This window comes from Streptomyces stelliscabiei (genome assembly GCF_014873495.1).
In the GTDB taxonomy this organism is placed as follows: Bacteria; Actinomycetota; Actinomycetes; order Streptomycetales; family Streptomycetaceae; genus Streptomyces; species Streptomyces bottropensis.
Map to the genome: position 1 here is coordinate 382,993 of NZ_JADBGF010000001.1, position 17,823 is coordinate 400,815.

At 68.3% G+C, this 17,823-nt stretch carries 8 protein-coding genes and 1 pseudogene; 2 read left to right on the plus strand and 7 right to left on the minus strand.

Annotation, left to right across the window (positions count from 1 at the left end; translation table 11 throughout):
• Nucleotides 1–398: 398 nt before the first annotated feature.
• Nucleotides 399–1,634, minus strand: coding sequence for an alpha/beta fold hydrolase (locus H4687_RS01715; RefSeq protein WP_050399667.1), 1,236 nt, complete (start codon nt 1,632–1,634; stop codon nt 399–401).
• Between the two features lie 385 nt (nt 1,635–2,019).
• Here H4687_RS01715 and H4687_RS47925 point away from each other — a divergent pair, with 385 nt between their 5' ends.
• On the plus strand, nt 2,020–2,307 hold the full coding sequence (locus H4687_RS47925; RefSeq protein ID WP_037723451.1) for a hypothetical protein: 288 nt from the start codon (nt 2,020–2,022) through the stop codon (nt 2,305–2,307).
• Nucleotides 2,308–3,033: 726 nt separating this feature from the next.
• Here the strand turns inward: H4687_RS47925 and H4687_RS01725 are convergent.
• Nucleotides 3,034–9,507, minus strand: a complete 6,474-nt coding sequence (locus H4687_RS01725) for an RHS repeat domain-containing protein (protein WP_046916745.1) — start codon at nt 9,505–9,507, stop codon at nt 3,034–3,036.
• 163 nt (nt 9,508–9,670) lie between these two features.
• Nucleotides 9,671–13,369 carry a LamG domain-containing protein gene (locus H4687_RS01730; RefSeq protein ID WP_037723455.1) on the minus strand — a complete coding sequence of 1,233 codons (3,699 nt, stop codon included), beginning with the start codon at nt 13,367–13,369 and terminating at the stop codon, nt 9,671–9,673.
• Nucleotides 13,370–13,795: 426 nt separating this feature from the next.
• Here H4687_RS01730 and H4687_RS01735 point away from each other — a divergent pair, with 426 nt between their 5' ends.
• Nucleotides 13,796–14,380, plus strand: a complete 585-nt coding sequence (locus H4687_RS01735) for a uracil-DNA glycosylase (RefSeq protein ID WP_050399669.1) — start codon at nt 13,796–13,798, stop codon at nt 14,378–14,380.
• 796 nt (nt 14,381–15,176) lie between these two features.
• Here the strand turns inward: H4687_RS01735 and H4687_RS01740 are convergent.
• The 4 genes and pseudogenes from H4687_RS01740 to ltrA form a co-directional block, all read right to left on the minus strand.
• Nucleotides 15,177–15,482, minus strand: a pseudogene (locus H4687_RS01740) (transposase); the annotation flags it as partial.
• Between the two features lie 114 nt (nt 15,483–15,596).
• On the minus strand, nt 15,597–15,728 hold the full coding sequence (locus H4687_RS47320; protein ID WP_259408156.1) for a hypothetical protein: 132 nt from the start codon (nt 15,726–15,728) through the stop codon (nt 15,597–15,599).
• Nucleotides 15,729–16,423: 695 nt separating this feature from the next.
• Nucleotides 16,424–16,702: a group II intron maturase-specific domain-containing protein gene (locus H4687_RS47930; RefSeq protein WP_318787697.1), complete on the minus strand. Its 279-nt coding sequence runs from the start codon at nt 16,700–16,702 to the stop codon at nt 16,424–16,426.
• Nucleotides 16,618–17,808, minus strand: coding sequence for a group II intron reverse transcriptase/maturase (gene ltrA / locus H4687_RS01745; protein ID WP_318787698.1), 1,191 nt, complete (start codon nt 17,806–17,808; stop codon nt 16,618–16,620). The genes H4687_RS47930 and ltrA overlap by 85 nt, the downstream gene beginning before the upstream one ends.
• Between the last annotated feature and the right edge of the window lie 15 nt (nt 17,809–17,823).

Consider the following 17,823-nt stretch of genomic DNA (forward strand, 5'->3'; position numbering starts at 1 on the left):
GGAGGTCTGAGGCTCGTCTGAGGGTGGGCTGAGGACGGACTGAGGGTGCCTCTCTCAATGAGCGAGCCGGATTGACGGGAGGCCTGTGAGCACCACGTCCGGCGAACCGAACGCCAACGGGGTAGGTGCGGCTGCCGGGACGTTCGCTTCGCGCGCTGCAAGCCGCGCCCTTGAGTCCAGGAGCAGACAGCCGGAGATCGAGCAGCCCGCATGTGGGCCGGCGCGGGCCCGCCCGGGGAATCAGGTCGAGCAGCTCTGGGGCAGCCCAGGCCCGCCCCGCGCGCCAGGTCACCAGGACCGCCTTCGTCGGCCCGAGTCGCTGATGACACGGTCACGGCCGTCGGGTGCTGTCAGCGGCCCGGCGGCACTTCGGCTGCCGGATTACGAGGCCACGCGACTCACTCGGTCAGGAAGGCGTCGATGTGTGACAGGAACTCGTCCCAGGCCGGTTCGAACGCGGTGAGCAGGTGACTGCGGCTTTTGAGCAGGACCAGTCGGCTGTCGGGTATGAGAGCGGCCAGCTCATTGGCCTGCGAGACCGGCACCCGCTCGTCGTCCCGGGAGTGGAGGATCAGTGTCGGACAGGCCACCCTGTGGGCGATGTCGGACACGTCGATCCGGGCGAACTCCTCTAGGAAACGGACCCCGTTGGAGGGCGAGGTCGTCTGTCGCTGGAAGGTCGTGAACTCGTCCCAGTCCTCCGGTGTGCCGTCGGGCAGGAACTGAGAGGCGAAGACCCGAAGGAATTTGGGGTCCTGGTGGATCCATCCCACCCGGGCCACATCCAGATCGAGGGCTGCCTCGGCACCCTCGGTCTCGCTTCGAGCCCGAACCTGCCTCCCTCGGGCGTAAGCCCCGGCGAGCATCAGCCGGCTGACCCGCTCCGGATGGCGTACGGCATAAGCGACCGCCACCGCCCCGCCCTGCGACACCCCGAGCAGGGGGAACCTGTCGAGCCCCGCGGCTTCGACCACGGTCTCCAGGTCGTCGACCCAGTCCTCGAACGTGAAGCCGGGCACCACCCAGTCGGAGAGACCGCACCCGCGCTCGTCGTAGCGGATCAGCCGACGGTTGCGGGCGAGCCCTCTCAGCCAGTGCGACCACACCGGAGTCGTCCACTCCAGGTCGAGATGGGACATCCAGTTGGCCGCCTTGAGCAGGGGCGGGCCCGAGCCGACGGCGGCATAGGCGATGCGCGTCCCGTCACCGGCCCGGCAGAACCGGATGGTCTGACGATCGGCGCCGAGCGGCCCTCCGGCCGCCGCCAGATGCACACCGGCCTCGCCGCCGGGGTCGTCGGGTGGCGCCCCCGCCCCGATGACCATCGCCGCAGCCACAAACTGGTATCCCCGCCGGTGCACCGTACGGATCACCTGTTGTCGGCTGCCGGTGTCATCCACGGCCAGCCGCGCGGTCCGCAGCGCCGTGGTAAGCGCGGCTTCGCTGACGAAACGGTCCCCCCACACCTCGTCGAGCAGCTCGTTCTTCGGCACCACGCGGTCACGGTGCTCGACCAGATGTCGCAGCAAGTCCAGGGCCCGGGGCTCGACGTGGACCGGTTCGCCGGCCCGCCGGAGCTGGTGCCGAGCCGTGTCCAGCTCGTAATCACCGAAGTGATACTTGTCCCCCTTCACCTTTGCAGCGTACAACTCATGCTTGTGTGTGTACACATGAACGAGTGTCAGGCACGCCGCCATACAGCCGGCCACGGACACATGGCCCGCATCGCAGGCAGGATGCCTATTGAGGTGACCGGCAAGGCGGAGCCGCCCCCGAACGGAAACCGGGATTCCGTGCCGCGCCCTGCCGAGGCTGTCCGGCATGGCGGGCACGAACTCGCAGTCCACCTGAGCACGGCGGGTCGTCTCCGTCGGCAGAGGACCCCGTCCGCACCGCTGTCTGCGTAGGCGGCCACAAGCAGGACCTGTACGGCCGTCCAAACCTACCTGCCGTGGGCGCCGCACATGGACATCGCGAACCGGCCCGCCGGCAGCCCAGGCTGGGAAGTGCACCGTTTCCGTGCCCTCGCGCTTGCACATCGCGGCGCAGCGCGACGAGCGCGGCATGCGCGTCAGGGTCCTTGAGCAGAGCGGCGCTTTCGGCGAGCGGCTAGAAGTGCCCGTCCTCGTCCCGCGCCTCGGTGACACCGTCGGTATGCAGCAGCAACTGCTCGTCCTGTGCGAACCCCACCTGGCAGGGCCGCGGCCCGGCGTCACCGTGCGCGCCCGGGCAGCGCAGGAGACGGCGGTTCGGGGAATTCGGCGGTGCCGGGCGTTCCCGAAAGGCCACCACATAGCGCAGACCTAAAGCGAGGCGCGCCGCAGAATGTCGCGGCATTCCTCTCCCCACTGTCCGAGCCACTACCCGAGCGGGCACGAAGTCGCGCCCCAGCCAACTCCCACCAGGACCGCAAACATCCCCGCCAGCCGGAAGGTCCCGGCAGTAGCGCGTCCAGGACTCATGAAATCGGCGAAGAAGGTGTAGAGGCGACTGGCGACTCTCCCGAAGTCCCCGATGAGACAGGCGCCGAGGACGATCAAAACGCTTCCGAAGATCAACCCGAGCATCTCGGCACCTTCCTCAATCTCACCGGTTGACCCAAGCGCCACTCCACGCCTGCTCACGTCGGTCCAGCCGGAGGCCGTCCGAACCGCTTCCACCAGGCGGCAACCCGACCTGACCACGGCACCGCTATGACGTCAGACCGCTCACGAACGACCAGGTCGAAACGGCGCCTATGAGTGCCCCGACGATCCTGATGACGAGCGGGCTGAAACCTGGGCCGGGGGCGAATGGCCCGCGACTGGTGAAGAACTCGTAGATCCGATAGGCGGCGTCGCGAATGTTGAGGGCGATGCAGAATCCGAGAATTCCTAGAACTCCCTTCCACGCCAGATAAAGGAAGCCCATAGCCCCCTCGGGGCCAGCTGCAAATATCATGCTTCCCGGCATTGCCTCTCCAGCGGTGCGAAGTGAGTAAATGTACTGAGACTGCCGCGCCGCAGTCTACAACAGCGGCGCGGCAGCACGTTTCTACCAGAACTTCAGGAAATCCCCCACTTCCCCGAATACTGTCCCCGCACTGGCAATCCTGGTGTTTCCGGCACCGAAATTGCCGCCGAGGCCGCCGAAAGCGCCGGCAGATGTCGTCACACTGTGGACGATGTCACCGCGACTGTTCCTGGTTCCGAAAGTTCCGCGGTGGCTCAGCGAGAAGGGGCCGGCGCTTCCGCCGATACCTGCCGACTCGCCTCTGACCTGGTCGATCGAGTCCGCGTTGCTCCAGACCAGACCGGCGGTGACACCGATGGAGGCTTCCCCACCCGATTGGTCCTCCTCGACCCAGGCGAAGGCATATTCGTCGCCCACCCGCATGAAGCATCCGGAGTACTCCGCTCCCGCACCGAACATCGCGCTGCCGCTCACGCACAGGCCCGAGGTACTGCTGTACGACATGACGTAGTCGTAGCCGTCCTTGACGTCCTCCCAGGAGGGCAGCCAGCCGGTTGCCTTCTCGAACCAGTTCTTGTTGGCCTCGGCCTTCGGCTTGGGGCCGGGGTTGGGCGGAGGTACGACCTTGAGCCAGCCCGTGGGAGGCGGTGTCGACGGCAGGGTGATGTTGCGGCGGCCCGGGATGCCGCCGAGTCCGGTGGGCTTCATGCCCTTGACGAGTGTGGGCCGTCCTCCGCAGCGGCAGGCCCGGACGGGGCCCTCACCACCGCTGCTGGTGGTCTTCTTCTTGCCGCTACTGACCGGAATGCCGCCCCGGCACGTGATGCCGTACTTTTGCGGCTCCCTGCACTCGGGCACGCCGAGACCGGACGGGTCGGCGAGGGTCGACGGATTCTGGACGGCGTAGCTGTAGCCGTTGAGGGTCTGCCCCACACCGGTCTGCAGAAGCGGGTCGACGCTGATGAACTGGCCGAGCTCGGGGTCGTACTGGCGGGCGTCGACATGGGTGAGACCGGTGCCGGTATCGGTGGTCTTGCCGAGGAACCCCTTGTCGTCGGGCCAGGCGGCCCCGGTGGTGTCGCCTCTCGGTGCGCCGAAGGGGGTCGTGTAGCGCCGGGAGAACTCCTGGTTCGTGGCGTCGATGGCGAGGGTGGCCGTGCCGTGCTGGTCGGTGACGAGGTAGCTGAGTTCGTCGGCGCCGCTCTCGTTGGAGCGGACGGCGACGGTCAGGCTGCCCGAGCCGTAGTGGCGCTGGGCCCACGTGCTGCCGTCCGCTCGCAGGTGCAGTTCGGTGGCCCCCACGTACAGGACGCGCTCGCCGCCCTCCGTGGAACGGATCAGGAGCGTGCCGTCGGCCCCGTACAGATAGTCGGTCGTCTTGCCGCTCTCGGTCAGGGTCGCCAGCCTGCCCTCGTCGGACCAGTCGAGGTCCTGGGTGGCGGTGCCGTCCGGCCGGCTGGTGGTGTTGCCGGTGCTGTCGAACTCGTAGGACCGGTCGGGGGCGGTGCAGTCGGCCTTCGTGCTGGTGCCGGTCAGGGCATGGGGCTGGTCCGCCTTCTCGTAGCAGTAGGTCGTGGTGGTGTCGCCGGTGGAGGTGTGTTCGGTCTCCCTGGCGCGCTGACCGGCGTCGTTGTAGCCGTAGCTGGTCCAGTACGCGGACCGGCCGCCCAGGCTGCTCGCGCTGCGGGCGTCGGAGCACTTCTGCGAGGCGGGTGTCCATGCCTCGGTCAGGCGCCGGTGCCCGTCGTGGGCGAAGCACTGGGTCTCCGCCGGTGCGGTGCCGCCCAGCGTGCTGGTGTCGGCGACGGAGGTGACGTTGCCCGCCTGATCGTAGGTGTAGGCGAGGTTCTGCAGCTTGTACGGGTGGGTCTGGTCCGTGACATGGCTGCCCAGGAGCCGCCCGGTCCCCTCCTCCCAGGTGTTGGTGACGTACGCCTTCTTGTGTTCCTCGGTGTTCGCGGTGCCGATCACGAGCTGCCGGGCCTGTCCGAGGGCGGAGTAGTCGGCGTGCAGGAGGTAGCCGGTGCTGCCTCCTATGGAGCTGACCTGGCCTGTGCCGGTGTAGCCGTAGTCGACGATCTCGGAGGGCAGTCCGCCGAGCGCGGGCTCCTTGCTGTTCTGCAGCGTGCCGTCGATGTTGTAGTTGTTCTCGAATTCGAGGGTGGCCGGTGCGCCCGCCGCGACGAGCGGGTCGGAGCCCGGCAGGGACAGCTCGGTGGCGGTGGGCCGGGACAGGCTGTCGTAGGCGGTGACGGTCCTCGTGTACGCCTTGCCGGTCTTGCCGCCGACGTAGCGGGTGCTCGCGTCGGGCAGGCCCTTGAGCAAGGAGTCGTAGGTAAGGGCGGTCAGTTGGTTCGCGTCGGTCTTCGAACCGGTCCAGGTGCCGGTGACCCGGCCGATCGCGTCGTATCCGGAGAGGACGGCGCGGCCGAAGGAGTCGGTGGTGCTGATGAGCCGGTCGAGACTGTCGTACTCCAGCTCGGTCAGACCCTTGTCCGGGTCGTCGGCGCTGGTCTTGCGGCCGAACAGGTCGTAGCCGTACGACCATGTGGCGCCGTCGGGGCCGGTGACCTGGGACTGTTGGTCGTCGAGTGTGTACTGGAACGTGGTGGAGGTGTACGAGGCGGTGCCCGAGCCGCCGCCGAACTGCGGGTCGGCCGGGCTGGCGCCCGCGTACTCGCGGGTCTCGACGGTCCGTTCGCGGGCGTCGACGATGGTGCGGGTCGACGAGCCGCCCTGGACGGCGGTGGTGGCGGTGGAGTCACCGGTGTAACTGGTGGTGGTCGACCACTTCTTCACCCCGTACGAGTGGAGGGTGCTGGTCGTGATCCGCTCCGCGCCGTCGTAGGCCGTCTCGATCTGCCGGGGTGCCTCGCCGTACTCCTCGCGCGTGTAGGTGCCGTCGGGGGTCGTGGTGCTGTCGAAGATGTCCTCGTACGTCTCATGGGCCAGGCCGCGGGTGTCGTAGCGGGTGTCGGTGAGCACCCGGCCGCCGAGCGGGGTGGGGGTCTGGGTCTGCAGCGGGCGCATCATCGAGTCGTACAGCTCGTAGCCCGTGTTGTACGTCTCGCCGTCCTTCTTCAGCTTCGAAGTGGACACCCAGGACGGTTCACTGCTGCTGATCCGGTACTTGAACGTGGTGTTCGCGCTGTAGCCGGCGGCCTTGTTCCGGTTGGGTTCCCAGACCGCCGTCAGTCGGCCGAGGGCGTCGTAGGTGGTCTCGGTCTTCTTCAGGTTTGCGTCGTACACCCGCAGAGGCTGGCCGTGCCGGTGGTCCAGGAAGCTGGTGACCTTGTGGGTCATGGGGTTGGTGACGATCGTCTTCGTCAGGGGGCCCGCGGAGACCGGGGTGTAGGCGGTGTTGGTGGTCTCTCCGGCGGCGTCGGTGACGCCGACGGGGCGGCCGAGGGTGTCGTACGTGGTGGCCGTGATCCTCTGCCAGCCCGAGGCCGCGCGCAGCCCGTCCGCACCCGCCATGGTTCCGTACCCCGTGGCGCGGCCGGTCCAGGTAGCCGCCCCCTTGGTGGGGGTCTGGGTCGCGGACCATGCGGTGGCCGAGGGGTTGTCGTAGACGGTGGCGGTGTCGGACAGCACATCGCCGCGCGTCCTGGAGTTCGCCGGCAGGTTCAGGCTCGTGTCCGCCACCGAGCAGGACTGGCCGACGGTACGGCTGCGGGAGACGAGGTCGCTGATGCCGGCGTCGGCGTTGCGGGCGTACCAGGTGCGGGTGCAGGTCTGGTCGCCCCCCTTGCCGACCTCACCCGAGTCGTCGACCGTCACCGGCATGCCGTGGTCGTCGTAGGTGGTGGTGAGCGCGCGGGCGCGCCAGGTCTTCGCCGCGGTCAGATACGCATGGGTGGTGGACTTCCCCATACGGACGAAACGGGCCACGTGGTCGGCGGCGTCGGAGGGCGCGCTCTGGCGCGCGGTCTCCTTCGACCACGGGTCGTTGACCTCGACGGTGATGGGGGTCGAGCCGTCGTAGGTGACGTGTTCGCGCCGCATGCCGGAGTACTGGTCGCTGTCGGTGACGCTCGCCACGCCGATCGACGGAGAGGACAGCGGGGCGAGTGAGACGGAGCGGGTGGTGCCGTCCTTCTTCTTGTCGCCGTGCATGCCCTGGAAGTAGAGCGAGACCGTCTTGGAGCGGGTCGTCTCCACGGCACCCGTGTGGACGGTGACCTGGCGGTAGCCGCGCCAGCCGGACCAGGTGCGCTCGGCCTTCGGGGTGAAGGGGTCGTCGGTGTGGTGCCAGGCGGCGCCGCTGTAGTCGTAGGCGTACTCGACGGCGTCGTTGTGGCCCGCCGGGTCCGATACGACGACGGCCTCGACCCGGTACTTGTGGAACCAGTCCACCGACGCCTCACTGGCCCCGTTGATGTTCCAGTACTTCGGGTAGCAGGAGCGGGTGTTGGTGTCTTCGGCCGCGCCCAGGACCTCACTGCGCACGCACTCCGGCGAGGACAGCGTGACGGTGGTGATCGAGCCGGTCTCCGAGGTGACCGTGGAGATACGGGGCCGGGTCAGGGGAAGGATGTCGTCGGTGCCGTCGACCCGGTTCTCCCGCCACTGGTAGGTGAACGAGATCGGGTTGAGGGCGATGGCTGTGTCGCCGGCCTTGCCTGTCCGCTTGATCGACTTCAGGGTCAGGACATGGTCGGAGGTGTCACCGATGTCCCCGCCGTCGAGGTACTTCTGCGTGAGGTCCCAGGAGTCGACTGGATCGTAGGCCCCGGCGGCAGCGTCCCACGAGAAGGTGTCGATGCCGGTCAGGCGCTTGCGGGAGAAGAACGAGGGGCCGTTGGCCAGGCAGTCGTCGTCTCCGTCGGTGCAGAGGGCGTCGAAGGGGACGTCGGGCCAGTTCTTGGCAGTGTCCTTGGTCAGCGAGGAGCAGTCCGATGCGGTGCACCGCTCGGCGTGGGAGAAGGTGACCTTGGCGTCGGCGTCGTCGGTGAACAGCGCGCCCTTGCGCAGGCCGTACTTGATCTCCTTGAGGTAACCGCCGCGCGTGTAGGAGGCATTGGCGGTGGTGGCCTTGTTCTTCTTGTAGTGGTTGGTCTCCTTGGCATACCAGTACGTGGAGGCGTTGCCCTGGGTGTCCTCGACGTAGTCCAGGTTCCAGCGCCATGCCTGGGTCACGGCGCGGTCGGCGAAGGCGTCGCCGTTGCCGTAGCCGGGGTCGCCGGAGTCGTCGCCGAAGACGGGCACGGTCCAGGTGGAGTTGGTGCGCTGGTCGGCGGCGCCGGCGAGCTTGTTCAGGCCGAAGACGTACTTGGTGCCGTCGCCGGTGGTGACCGTCCAGTGCTCGCCGTTGTCGTCGCCGTTGTCCGCGTCGGTGGACCGGGTCACGATCGAGGCGTCGTCGTTCTCCAGCCGCCAGGTGCTCTCCCAGGTGCCGGACACCTTCACCAGCCGCGTGGACTTGCCGTTGAGGACCAGCTGGGCGTTGTCGTACTTCCAGCAGTGGTCGAAGACATCCTCGTGGCCGTCGTCGTCGCAGGAGCCGTAGCCTCGCTCGATGTAGGACTCGCTCAGACCGAAGCCCTCACCGACCGCGCTGCCCTGGTTGTTGGTGGTGGCGATGCGGCCGTCGACACTGCCCGAGTCGTACGACAGAGACAGTTCCGGCTCCGGACCGGCCGCCGCGGACGGCACGTTGAAGTCGTGGTTCCACGTGAAAGAACCGGAGTTGTCGCCCGCCGTCCAGGAGGAGGACTCCGACAGTTCCGTGGCCGAGTAGTCACCGGCGCCCGAGGGGGACTCGCCGGCGCCGGGGTCGGCCGCGGTCACCGCGAACACCATGGCGTCAGCAGTCGCCGCGGCACGGGCCAGTTGCGTCGAGAAGCCCTCGCCGGTGGCGGTCAGCGGAACGGAGGCGGTGACGGTGCGGTCCGCGACGTCGTTGTCGGACGCGATGGGGGTGGCAGTGCGGCACGCCGCCTTCTCGGGTGTGTCGAGCACACAGGCAGGCAGGCGTACAAGGCGCAGTCTGGAGGACCAGCCGCCGCCGACGGCCGAGGCGAAGCCGCTGTAGTCGACGGCGATCTCGGCCCGTCCGGCATGGTCGGCCTCGGCGGTCAGCAGGACGCCGGTGATCCCGGCCTGCTGGGCTGCCTTCTGGCCGAGCACGGTGATCCGGGCCGTGGTGCCGTCCTCGACACCCTGCTTACCGTCGGCCGGTGCGAGGGTGACAGGGAGGCCGCCCGGCTTCGCCTGTGCGCTCTTGCCGGTGTCCAGATCGAGGACCACGTCACCCTGCTGCGGCCAGGCTGACTGCTGTTCGGCGCGGGCCCGCCGGGCGCGTTCGGCGTCGGCCTTCTTCTCCTTGGCGACCTTGGCGCGGGCCTTCTTGGCGCCGGGCCCGTCGACCTGCCTGACCTTGCTCGCCTGTTGCTCGGGGACATCCGGCCGGCCGAGGCCCTTGTCGGCGGCCTGCGCGACCGGGGTGAGGCCGGTCGGGACGACGAGCGCGAGGGCCAGGGCCGCGACGATCGCTCCGACGCGACGTCTTCTCCCGCCCCGCACTCTTTCTGATGTGCCTATGCCAAAAGTCATGGTTGTTGGACCACCCCGTTGTTCCGAGCCGTGATAGCTGACAAGTGACATGCCAGTGACCGGTGCTGTGCCGGGTGACAGGTCATGTGCTGGTCGGGTGGTGCGACGCCGCCGTTGGGCGCCGCACCACTCCTTGCGCGCGGATCGGTCCGCGTGGATCAGATCAGTCGCCTACGCGGACTTCGACCTGCTCCGGGCTCGCCATCGCCCCCGCCCACAGGCGGACTTCAGAGACGCGAGCGGGTAGATAGTGCTTCCAGGCTCCGTTGGTGAAGCCCTTGCCGATGGCGAAGTCCCCGCTGCCCAGCTGGACGGTGAACGCCTTCGCGTCACCGTTCTGTCCATAGCCCAGATAGAGGCTGATCGTGCCGTACACCGAGTCGTAGATGCCGGTCAGCCGCACCGGACTGTCCAGGGCGGCCACTTCGTCGGAGACCACGGAGGAGAAGGTGCCGTCCGCGTTCAGACGACCGAAGTGCCAGACGCCGACCGGCTTCGTGACCTCCTCCAGTGTCTCCTCGTCGAGCACGGTGTCCTTGCCGGTCAGCTCGTACCAGAGACCCCAGGCCGAGCCGTCCGCCGTTCGCTGGCCCAGGACCTGGCCGGTGTATCCGACGTCCTTGCTCACCAGTTTCGCGGAGTTCAGTTCGACGAGCGTGGACACGGTGAAGGGTGCGTGGTCGTAGACCAGCGGGCCCGGGGCCGTGGCCGCGTCGTCCACTCCGTCCAGAACTATGGCCTCGTCCGCGAGGGAGGCGCCGCCGGTCAGGGTCAGACTCCTGCCGTAGCCGGACGTGGTGTCCGCCACCGTCGTTCCGCTTCCCCTCGCCGCGTTCCAGTCGGCCACCAACTCGACGCCGGCGAAGTTTTCCGAGACCAACAGCTTCGTCTCGTCCGCGACCTCCTCGTGCGTCAGGACGCGTTGCCAGACCGCGACTTCGTCGATCGAGCCGGGGAAGTGGTACGTGCTGCTGCCGCTCGGAAACTTGTAACGGCCGAACTGCAGCCCTCCGGTGGACTCCCAGGAGCCCGCGCCGGTCGCCAGGGGCTGGCTCTGCCGACGGCCGTCCACGTAGAAGATCAGCTCCTCCGTGGCCGGGTCGTAGCTACCGGCAAGGTGGGTCCACACCCCCGTCTGGGCCGCGTAGACGGAGTACTTCCCTCGGAGCGTGGAGCCGTCCTGGTCAAGTACGCCGAAGAACCACTGCTTCACATCGGCGAGGTACCAGAGGACGAACGTGTTGCCCTGTCCCCCGGGCTGTGCGAGCACGGAGGCGTTCTTGCCGCCCTCGTCCAGCCGCGCCCAGGCGGAGACCGTGTAGGCGGACCGGGTCTCCAGCACCGGCGCACTGGTCTCCGCGTAGGCGGTGGTGCCGTTCAGCGACAGCCCCTTGTCGGTGACCGCCTCCGCCAGAGGCTGGCCTTCGGCGTCGTGCGTGACCAGCCCACGCCGGCCGCGGTCGTCGCGCACCGCGCCCCCGGCCAGCGTCGCGTTGTCGGCGCCGTCGGCGGTCGCGGAGTCCACCGCGGTACCGTCCGGCTCGTCGAAGTGCCAGCGGCCCACCGGTCCTTCGCCGGCGGCCACGAGGAAGTCCACCACGTTCTGCGCGCCCCAGCGACCCACCGAGTCCTTCGCCCGCACGTACACGCTGTACGTGCCGGAGCGGTCGGGCGTGATGTCCTTCGCCACGGTCGCTCCGTTGATCGGGGAGGACCAGGCCGCCGCGGTGGAGAGCTTGTACTGGTAGGCGACGTTCGAGTCACCGGTGGCCGGACCGAAGGTGAAGGTTCCCTTCTGGCCGGGACCACCACCCGCCGGACATGCCGTGTCGGTACAGCCGGAGTAGGGACTGCCGACTGTGATCTTCGGGGCCTTGGGAGCGGTCGGGTCGACCTTGAAGTAGCACCAGCCAGTCGTCGAGGCGTTGGAGGGCCCTGCGAGGTAGCTGCCGCCGCTGTTGTAGTACGAGCGCACCCACGCCCGGTACCGGTACAGCTTCCCTTCGGTCAACGTGGACCAGGACTTGGTCAGCTTCACGCCGTCGCCGACATACCCGCTGGACGGGCCGAGCTCGCCGTTTCCGGCCGTGGTGTCCGACCAGGTGCTGTCGCTGTTCTTGTGGTCGAGGTCGTAGAAGACACGGAGCTGCGCGTCCTTCTCACCACCGGCCGCGGTCTGCGCCGTCGCGGTCAGAGCCGGGGTGGGGTCGGAGACGATCGCCGGGTCCGACTCGGCCGTCTCGCACACCGTGCCCGATCCGGTCACCAGGCCGATGCCGGTGGGCTTGGCGGGCAGGCCCACGAAGTCGACCGCCAGCACGGCATCGTTCTTGAACCGCTTCCAGGCGCTGGTGTCGCTCTCGTCGTGCGCCCGGATCTCCAGTGTGAGCCGCGAGAACTTGCCCGCCGCGAAACTCCGCACCGTGGGCGTCAGGTTCTCGTTCGTCTCCTCGGGGTTGTCGTTGAACTCGATGGGCGCGTCAGGGGAGTCCGGATCGCACAGCGAGCCGCGGCCCGCCGAGACGTGCCGATCGCCCATCAGATCCAGCGCCTTGGGCCGCGAGGACCAAGTAGTGGAGGACGAGATGTTGTTCGTGCGCACCAGATCCACCCAGCGCGGATCGCACTGGAACGCCCACGGCTCCGTCACCCGGAACGTGGCGTCCAGGACGTGCTTGCCCTTCAGGCTGGCCGGCGAGAACTCGAAGTAGAGCCGCTGCACATATCCCGGTCCGCAGTAGTAGTTGCTCCAGGTACCGCACTTGCCCGCGCCCTTGCCCAGGCCGTCGTCGCCGTTGCCCCAGCCGTACGACTCGTAGCCGTCGCTGCGCAGCAGGGTGCGCTCGGACTCGCCCCAGGTCACCGTGGGGTCGATGAACAGCGGGAAGGCCGACTCCTTCGTGCCGGTGAGCATGCCGCTGTCGGGGATCACCGTCAGCGTGTCGTCGGAGAGCTTCACGTCCATCGTGGCGACCTTGTCGCCGGCGCGGGGTTCGGAGTCGTTGGAGGCCGAGGCGCCGGCCTCGGCCGGGTCCGAGCCCTGTGATGCCTCGGGGCCGGCGGCGTCCGTAGTGCCCGTAGCGCCCGTGGTGTTGCCAGTTTCCCCGGTGTCCAGGGCGGCTGTCCGCGCGGACGTGGGTCGAGTTCCCGCTGCGGCATCGACGGCGTCCGCTCCGGCCGAGTCCCACATCTGCGCGCGCGGCGCACGGAACACCCGGTTGCCGTCGTCGTCGACCGCGGTGAGGTTGCCGGTCCTGCCCTTCACGACGTCCAGAGCGGTCGTCCTCAGCGCGTAGTCGATCCTCTCGAGGTCCTCCGAGGCAGCGGCCTCGGGCGACTTGACCACCAGAACGTGCCGGAACCCCTCCGTCGACGCCGTGACCTTGAGGTCCACGCCCGGCAGCACCTCCGGATACACCGCGTCGGCGCCGTCCAACTCGGGCTCGGGAAGCTTGCCCGGCCAGCTCAGCCCCAGAGACCGTCCTCGGTCGGATATCTTCACCAGCGGATCGGAGGTCCCACCTCCGGAGAACTCCATCTCCACCGCGGCAGCCTTGGGCGCCACAGTCCCGTCGCCACGAACCTCCAGCGTGGCATCCGGCGTGAGCCAACCCCCGTCAGGGCCGGGCACCCGCACCGGAACCGCCGACTCCTCCAACGTGAAGGTGAAACCGTCGGGGTTGGCGTACACGGTCGTACGCTCCGTCCGCTCACCGACCACCTCGACGCGCTGACCCGACTCCCTGGCCTCGGTGAGGGCCTTCTGCCCCTCCGACAACGCGGGTTCCGCCTCATCGGCCACCGCCGTCCCCGGCAACGGACCCAACGTGGCCAGCAGCGCCAGCACCACGGCCCCGGTCACACCGGGAACCAGGCCCCGCCCCTGTCTTCCCCGTCTTCCACGCACGCCTCTGACACGTATCCCCCGTCTCACAGCCACATCCCGCCCCGGCTTCCGCCGCTCGAAGTTGACTATTCGATGCATCAACCTTTGCCTAATGCCACTGTTCGCAAAACTGCCGTGATGAAGATGTGACTTATGGTGTGCCGGTGGCTTGCGGAGTCGTTCTCCGCGTCGGCAGAGGGAAGGACGAGGGCTACGAACTCGGCAGGAGGAAGGGCCGTTGTACGGCTGCGGCCGTGGCCGTTGTTGTCAGAGGGGCCTGACACACTGCGGCCCATGACGTCACACGAGCGTTTTCACACCACGGCCCCTCGCACTCTGCGGGATCCCGATGCGCTGAGCGCCCGGCTGCTCGCTGTCAGGACGGAACCCGCGGTAAGCCCCTTGAACGACTGGGTGGAGAGACTGCGCGAACGGCTCGGCGACGCCGAGTCCGTGCCGTGGTTCGACCCCGCTGCCGGCGGCACCGAGGCCCGTAGCCTCTTTCTCCTTGAGGCACCCGGCCAGAAGTCCATGGGAGCCGAAGCTCCCCTGAGACGCACCGGCAGCGGCATCATCTCCATCGACAACGACGACCCGACGGCACAGAACTGCTGGACGCTGCGCGCCGAGGCCGGTCTGCCGTACCGGGAGTCCCTGCACTGGAACATCGTGCCCTGGTACCTGGGCACCGCGGACCGCATCGCCGCCCCCGGAAGGACGGAGATACAACGCGCGGCACCCTTTCTGCACGAGGTGATCTCCATGTTGCCCAAGCTGGAGGTGGTGGTACCGATGGGCCGCAAGGCCCAGGCCGGCTGGGCGGCCTACCAGGAGCGATACGCGCCGGCGGTCCACACGCTGACGACCTGGCACCCAAGCCCCCGGGTGTTCGCCTCACGCCCTGCGGCCCGCCAGGAGATCCTGGACGTCCTGCGCCGAGCGGCAGACCTGCTCGACGTCGACGTCCCGCCCGCCGAAGGCGACTGACGGCCGCTACGGTCGGCCAGAGGAGGGGAGAACGGCATGAGCGGAAACCGACGCGCGTTGCCTGCTGGAAAGAGCGTGCGCGGTCATCGCAGCGCTCTACGCGACGCTCTTGGCGTTGTCCACGAATTACGACGCCTTGCTGATCACCTACAGGAACGGCGACCTCACCCCGACGATCGCGGTCTTCACAGGGGCATGCGTCGGTTGGCTGGGTCTGCGCCTGGCGCGCTCCCCGCGACGCCCGCCGGTGCTGTGCGTCGGTGGCGGGTGCGCCGTTGGCCTGGTGGCCGTGTTGTGGTGGACGAACCACTCCACGGCGGATGAGGAGCAGGTCACGCCCACTCCGAGCACCGGAGGCTTGCGGTCTCAGCCTTCCGATAACACTCCAGGCACTGCGCCCCTTCCGGCCTCGCCCACCGCGGGGCCATGACCAGCCCGGCCCTCTAACGAGTGACGAGGAGACCACGCCCCGGGCTGTCTTCGGGGCTGGTGTCCGCAGCCCACAGGGCGAGTACGCCGCCTCCGCGCAGAACGCCGGCAGGAACAGGCCCGACAGGACCAGACGCAGCCTGAGTGCGCTCTGTGCGGTGATCGGCTCGGTACCGCTCCGGGGGAAGTGGCGGCCCAGCATCCCGGATCGCCCTCGTCGCTCCCGGTCCGTGGGCTGCATCGGATGGTTGTTGTCCATGGTCGCTTCCCGAACGATGTCGACGGTCATTGCGCCGAGCGCCTCTTGTGCGGTTTCACACCGGGCATCCGGCCTTCCGCTGAGCGGTCCGAGCTCCGCGGTGCCTCCCAGCTCACGGTCGACCAGGGCCCGGCCGCAGGCGGAGGCGTAGGCGGAGGCGTAGGCGGCGAAGACGCCGATCTGGCAGTTCTCGGTGCGGAGGGCGGTGCCGGAGTACTGGCGCTGAACCCCGGCGGAGGTGGTGCCCTTCTTGATGAACCCGGTGTCATCGATGATCAGGACACCGTCGGCTTCGCCGAGCTTGGCGGCGGCGTGTTCCTGCAGGTCGTCGCGGATGTCATCGGGCTCCCACTTCGATCCGGCGAGGAGGTGCTGCAGGCCGTCAGGGGTGGAGTGGCCGACCCGTTCGGCCAGCTGGTGAGGTCGGACCGGGGCGCCCTGCCGACGTTACCGTCGGTGGGTTTCCCCGGCCCGCCTCCCGAACCAGACGTGCCCGATCTCCAGGCATCCGGCTCTCCACAAGCCCCCTCAGGCGGCCGCTGCGATCGTGGTCCCGTTGGGATCACGATCGCCGGTCGCCCAACAGTGCAGCTTGGTCTGCATCTCCAGTACCCGGCGCTCGGCCTTGAGCAGCGCGAACTCCAGCGCGTCGGTATTCACCAGCGGCCTCCCGGCATTGCAGCATCCTCCCTGCCGACTTGCTGGCCCCCTTCGCCATGCACGGAGCTTTCCTCCGCTCGGACTACTAGGGGGCCTCCGCCCCACCTGCGGACCTCAGCCGGCAACGGGCCTGCCCTCGCTCTCCGGACCGGATGCCGGGAAAGCGGGGGCGACCGCAGGCGGTTCCCACGTTCATCATGTGCCGATCGGCCAGGTCGGCGTCCCGCTACTACCCCGGCAGCATCACCACGCCTACGCCGCAGACCTTCAGCGTGGTCTCCCCACCGGCAGTTGGAGACCGGCTACGGAGTTGACCACCCCTGCCGAAGCGAGCGGTCACGCACTGCACCCCGGGCCCATATCCGCCAGATTTGAGCCCGGTGCAAGACTTACGGGGCTTTACACGGGTTCCTCTTCGTACGCCTTCTGGCCTTGCTTGCCGAACCCGACGCGTCTGGCAGTACCGCGCCGTCCCGGCGTTGTCAGGGCTGCTTTCCGTCCTCACCGGCGTTCCCCGGCTCGGACTGCCCTCAGCTTCTACCCGGCCGCTGCGACGGCCCGGCGGCAGAGTAGGGGTCGGACCGGGGCGCGGTACTGGCCTTGTGACCAGCCCGTTTCCCCGGCCCGCCCTCCGCACCGGACATGCGACTCTCACCGCATCCGGCGCTCCACGGACTCCCTTGGGACCGCGCGGTTCACACCGTCGCGGCCTTCGCCCACGGTGTCGGGATGCTGTATCCACGCCAGCGATAGCGGGTCACCTTCACCCGCTGCGGGACGAACAGCGTGATCCCGTCCTCCTCGGGCCGCCAACCGGGCTCGCCGGTCAAGTAGCGGCGCCGCAGAGTCCTCCAGTCGATCCCGGGATGCTGCTTCCTCAGCCACAACGTCACTCGACGCCAGCAGAAGTCGTCGAGATAGTGGAACGTGGCTGTGGACGACCCGAACCGGAAGTAGTAACACCATCCCCGCACGCCGAGTTGAGCTGGCGGAGCAGGTCAGCGAGAGTGCGTTGACCTCTCTTGTTCGTCATCGCCCGCACCTTGCCCGTGATGGAGGCCAGGGCCTTCTTCGACGGATAGGTGTAGACGTAGTGCTCGCTGGTGCCCTTCTTGCGTCTCCGCTGGATGTGGAAGCCGAGAAAGTCCAGCCCTTCGTCGATATGGCAGACGCGGGTCTTGGCCTCGGACAGGCGCAGCCCCAGAGGGGCGAGCACGGCCGTGACCTCCTCCCACAGCGCGTCCGCGTGAGCTCGGGCGCCGCATACCATGATCAGGAAATCGTCCGCGTAGCGGACGATCCGGTATGTGGCACCTCCGCGTCGGCGGTGTGCTGTCCGCCTGCCGCCGTTGCCGTGAGCGTCCCACTTGGCGCAGAAGTGTTCATCCAGCGCCGAGAGGGCGATGTTCGCCAACAGCGGCGCGGCGATGCCGCCTTGGGGTGTGCCGGTGTTCGTGTCCCTGGTCTCGCCATCGGCGGACATGATGCCCGCCTTCAGAAACGCCTTGACCAGGGCGAGAACCCGCTTGTCTCCGACTCGTCGGCGCATCCGCTCAAGGAGAGCGGAGTGGGCGATGTTGTCGAAGCACGCTTCGATGTCCGCATCCAGCACCCAGTGGTAGCCCTTGGTGCCGAAGTGGTGCACCTCCGCGATCGCGTCATGGGCTCGTCGTTCGGGGCGAAAGCCGTAGCTGACCGGCTTGAAGGACGCCTCGAAGATCGGCTCCAGAACCAGCACGAGCGCGGCTTGCACGAGCCTGTCCATCGCGGTGGGAATTCCCAGCCTCCTGAGCTTTCCCCCGCTGCCCGGCTTGGGGATCATGCGCTCCCGCACCGGCAGAGGGGTGAACGTGCGGGCCTTCAACTGCTCCCGCGTGTCCTTCAGGAAGGCCACGATGTCGGCATCATCGGCGATGAAGGCCGGGATGACCCGGTCCACGCCGGCGGTGCGCGCGCCCTTGTTGCCCCTCACCCTCTCCCACGCGACGGTGAGGAAGTCGGGGTGATGGACAAGGTTGTAGAGATCATCGAACCTTCGGTCGGGATCATCGACCGCCCATTGGTGCAGCTTGGTCTGCATCCGTCGTACCCGCAG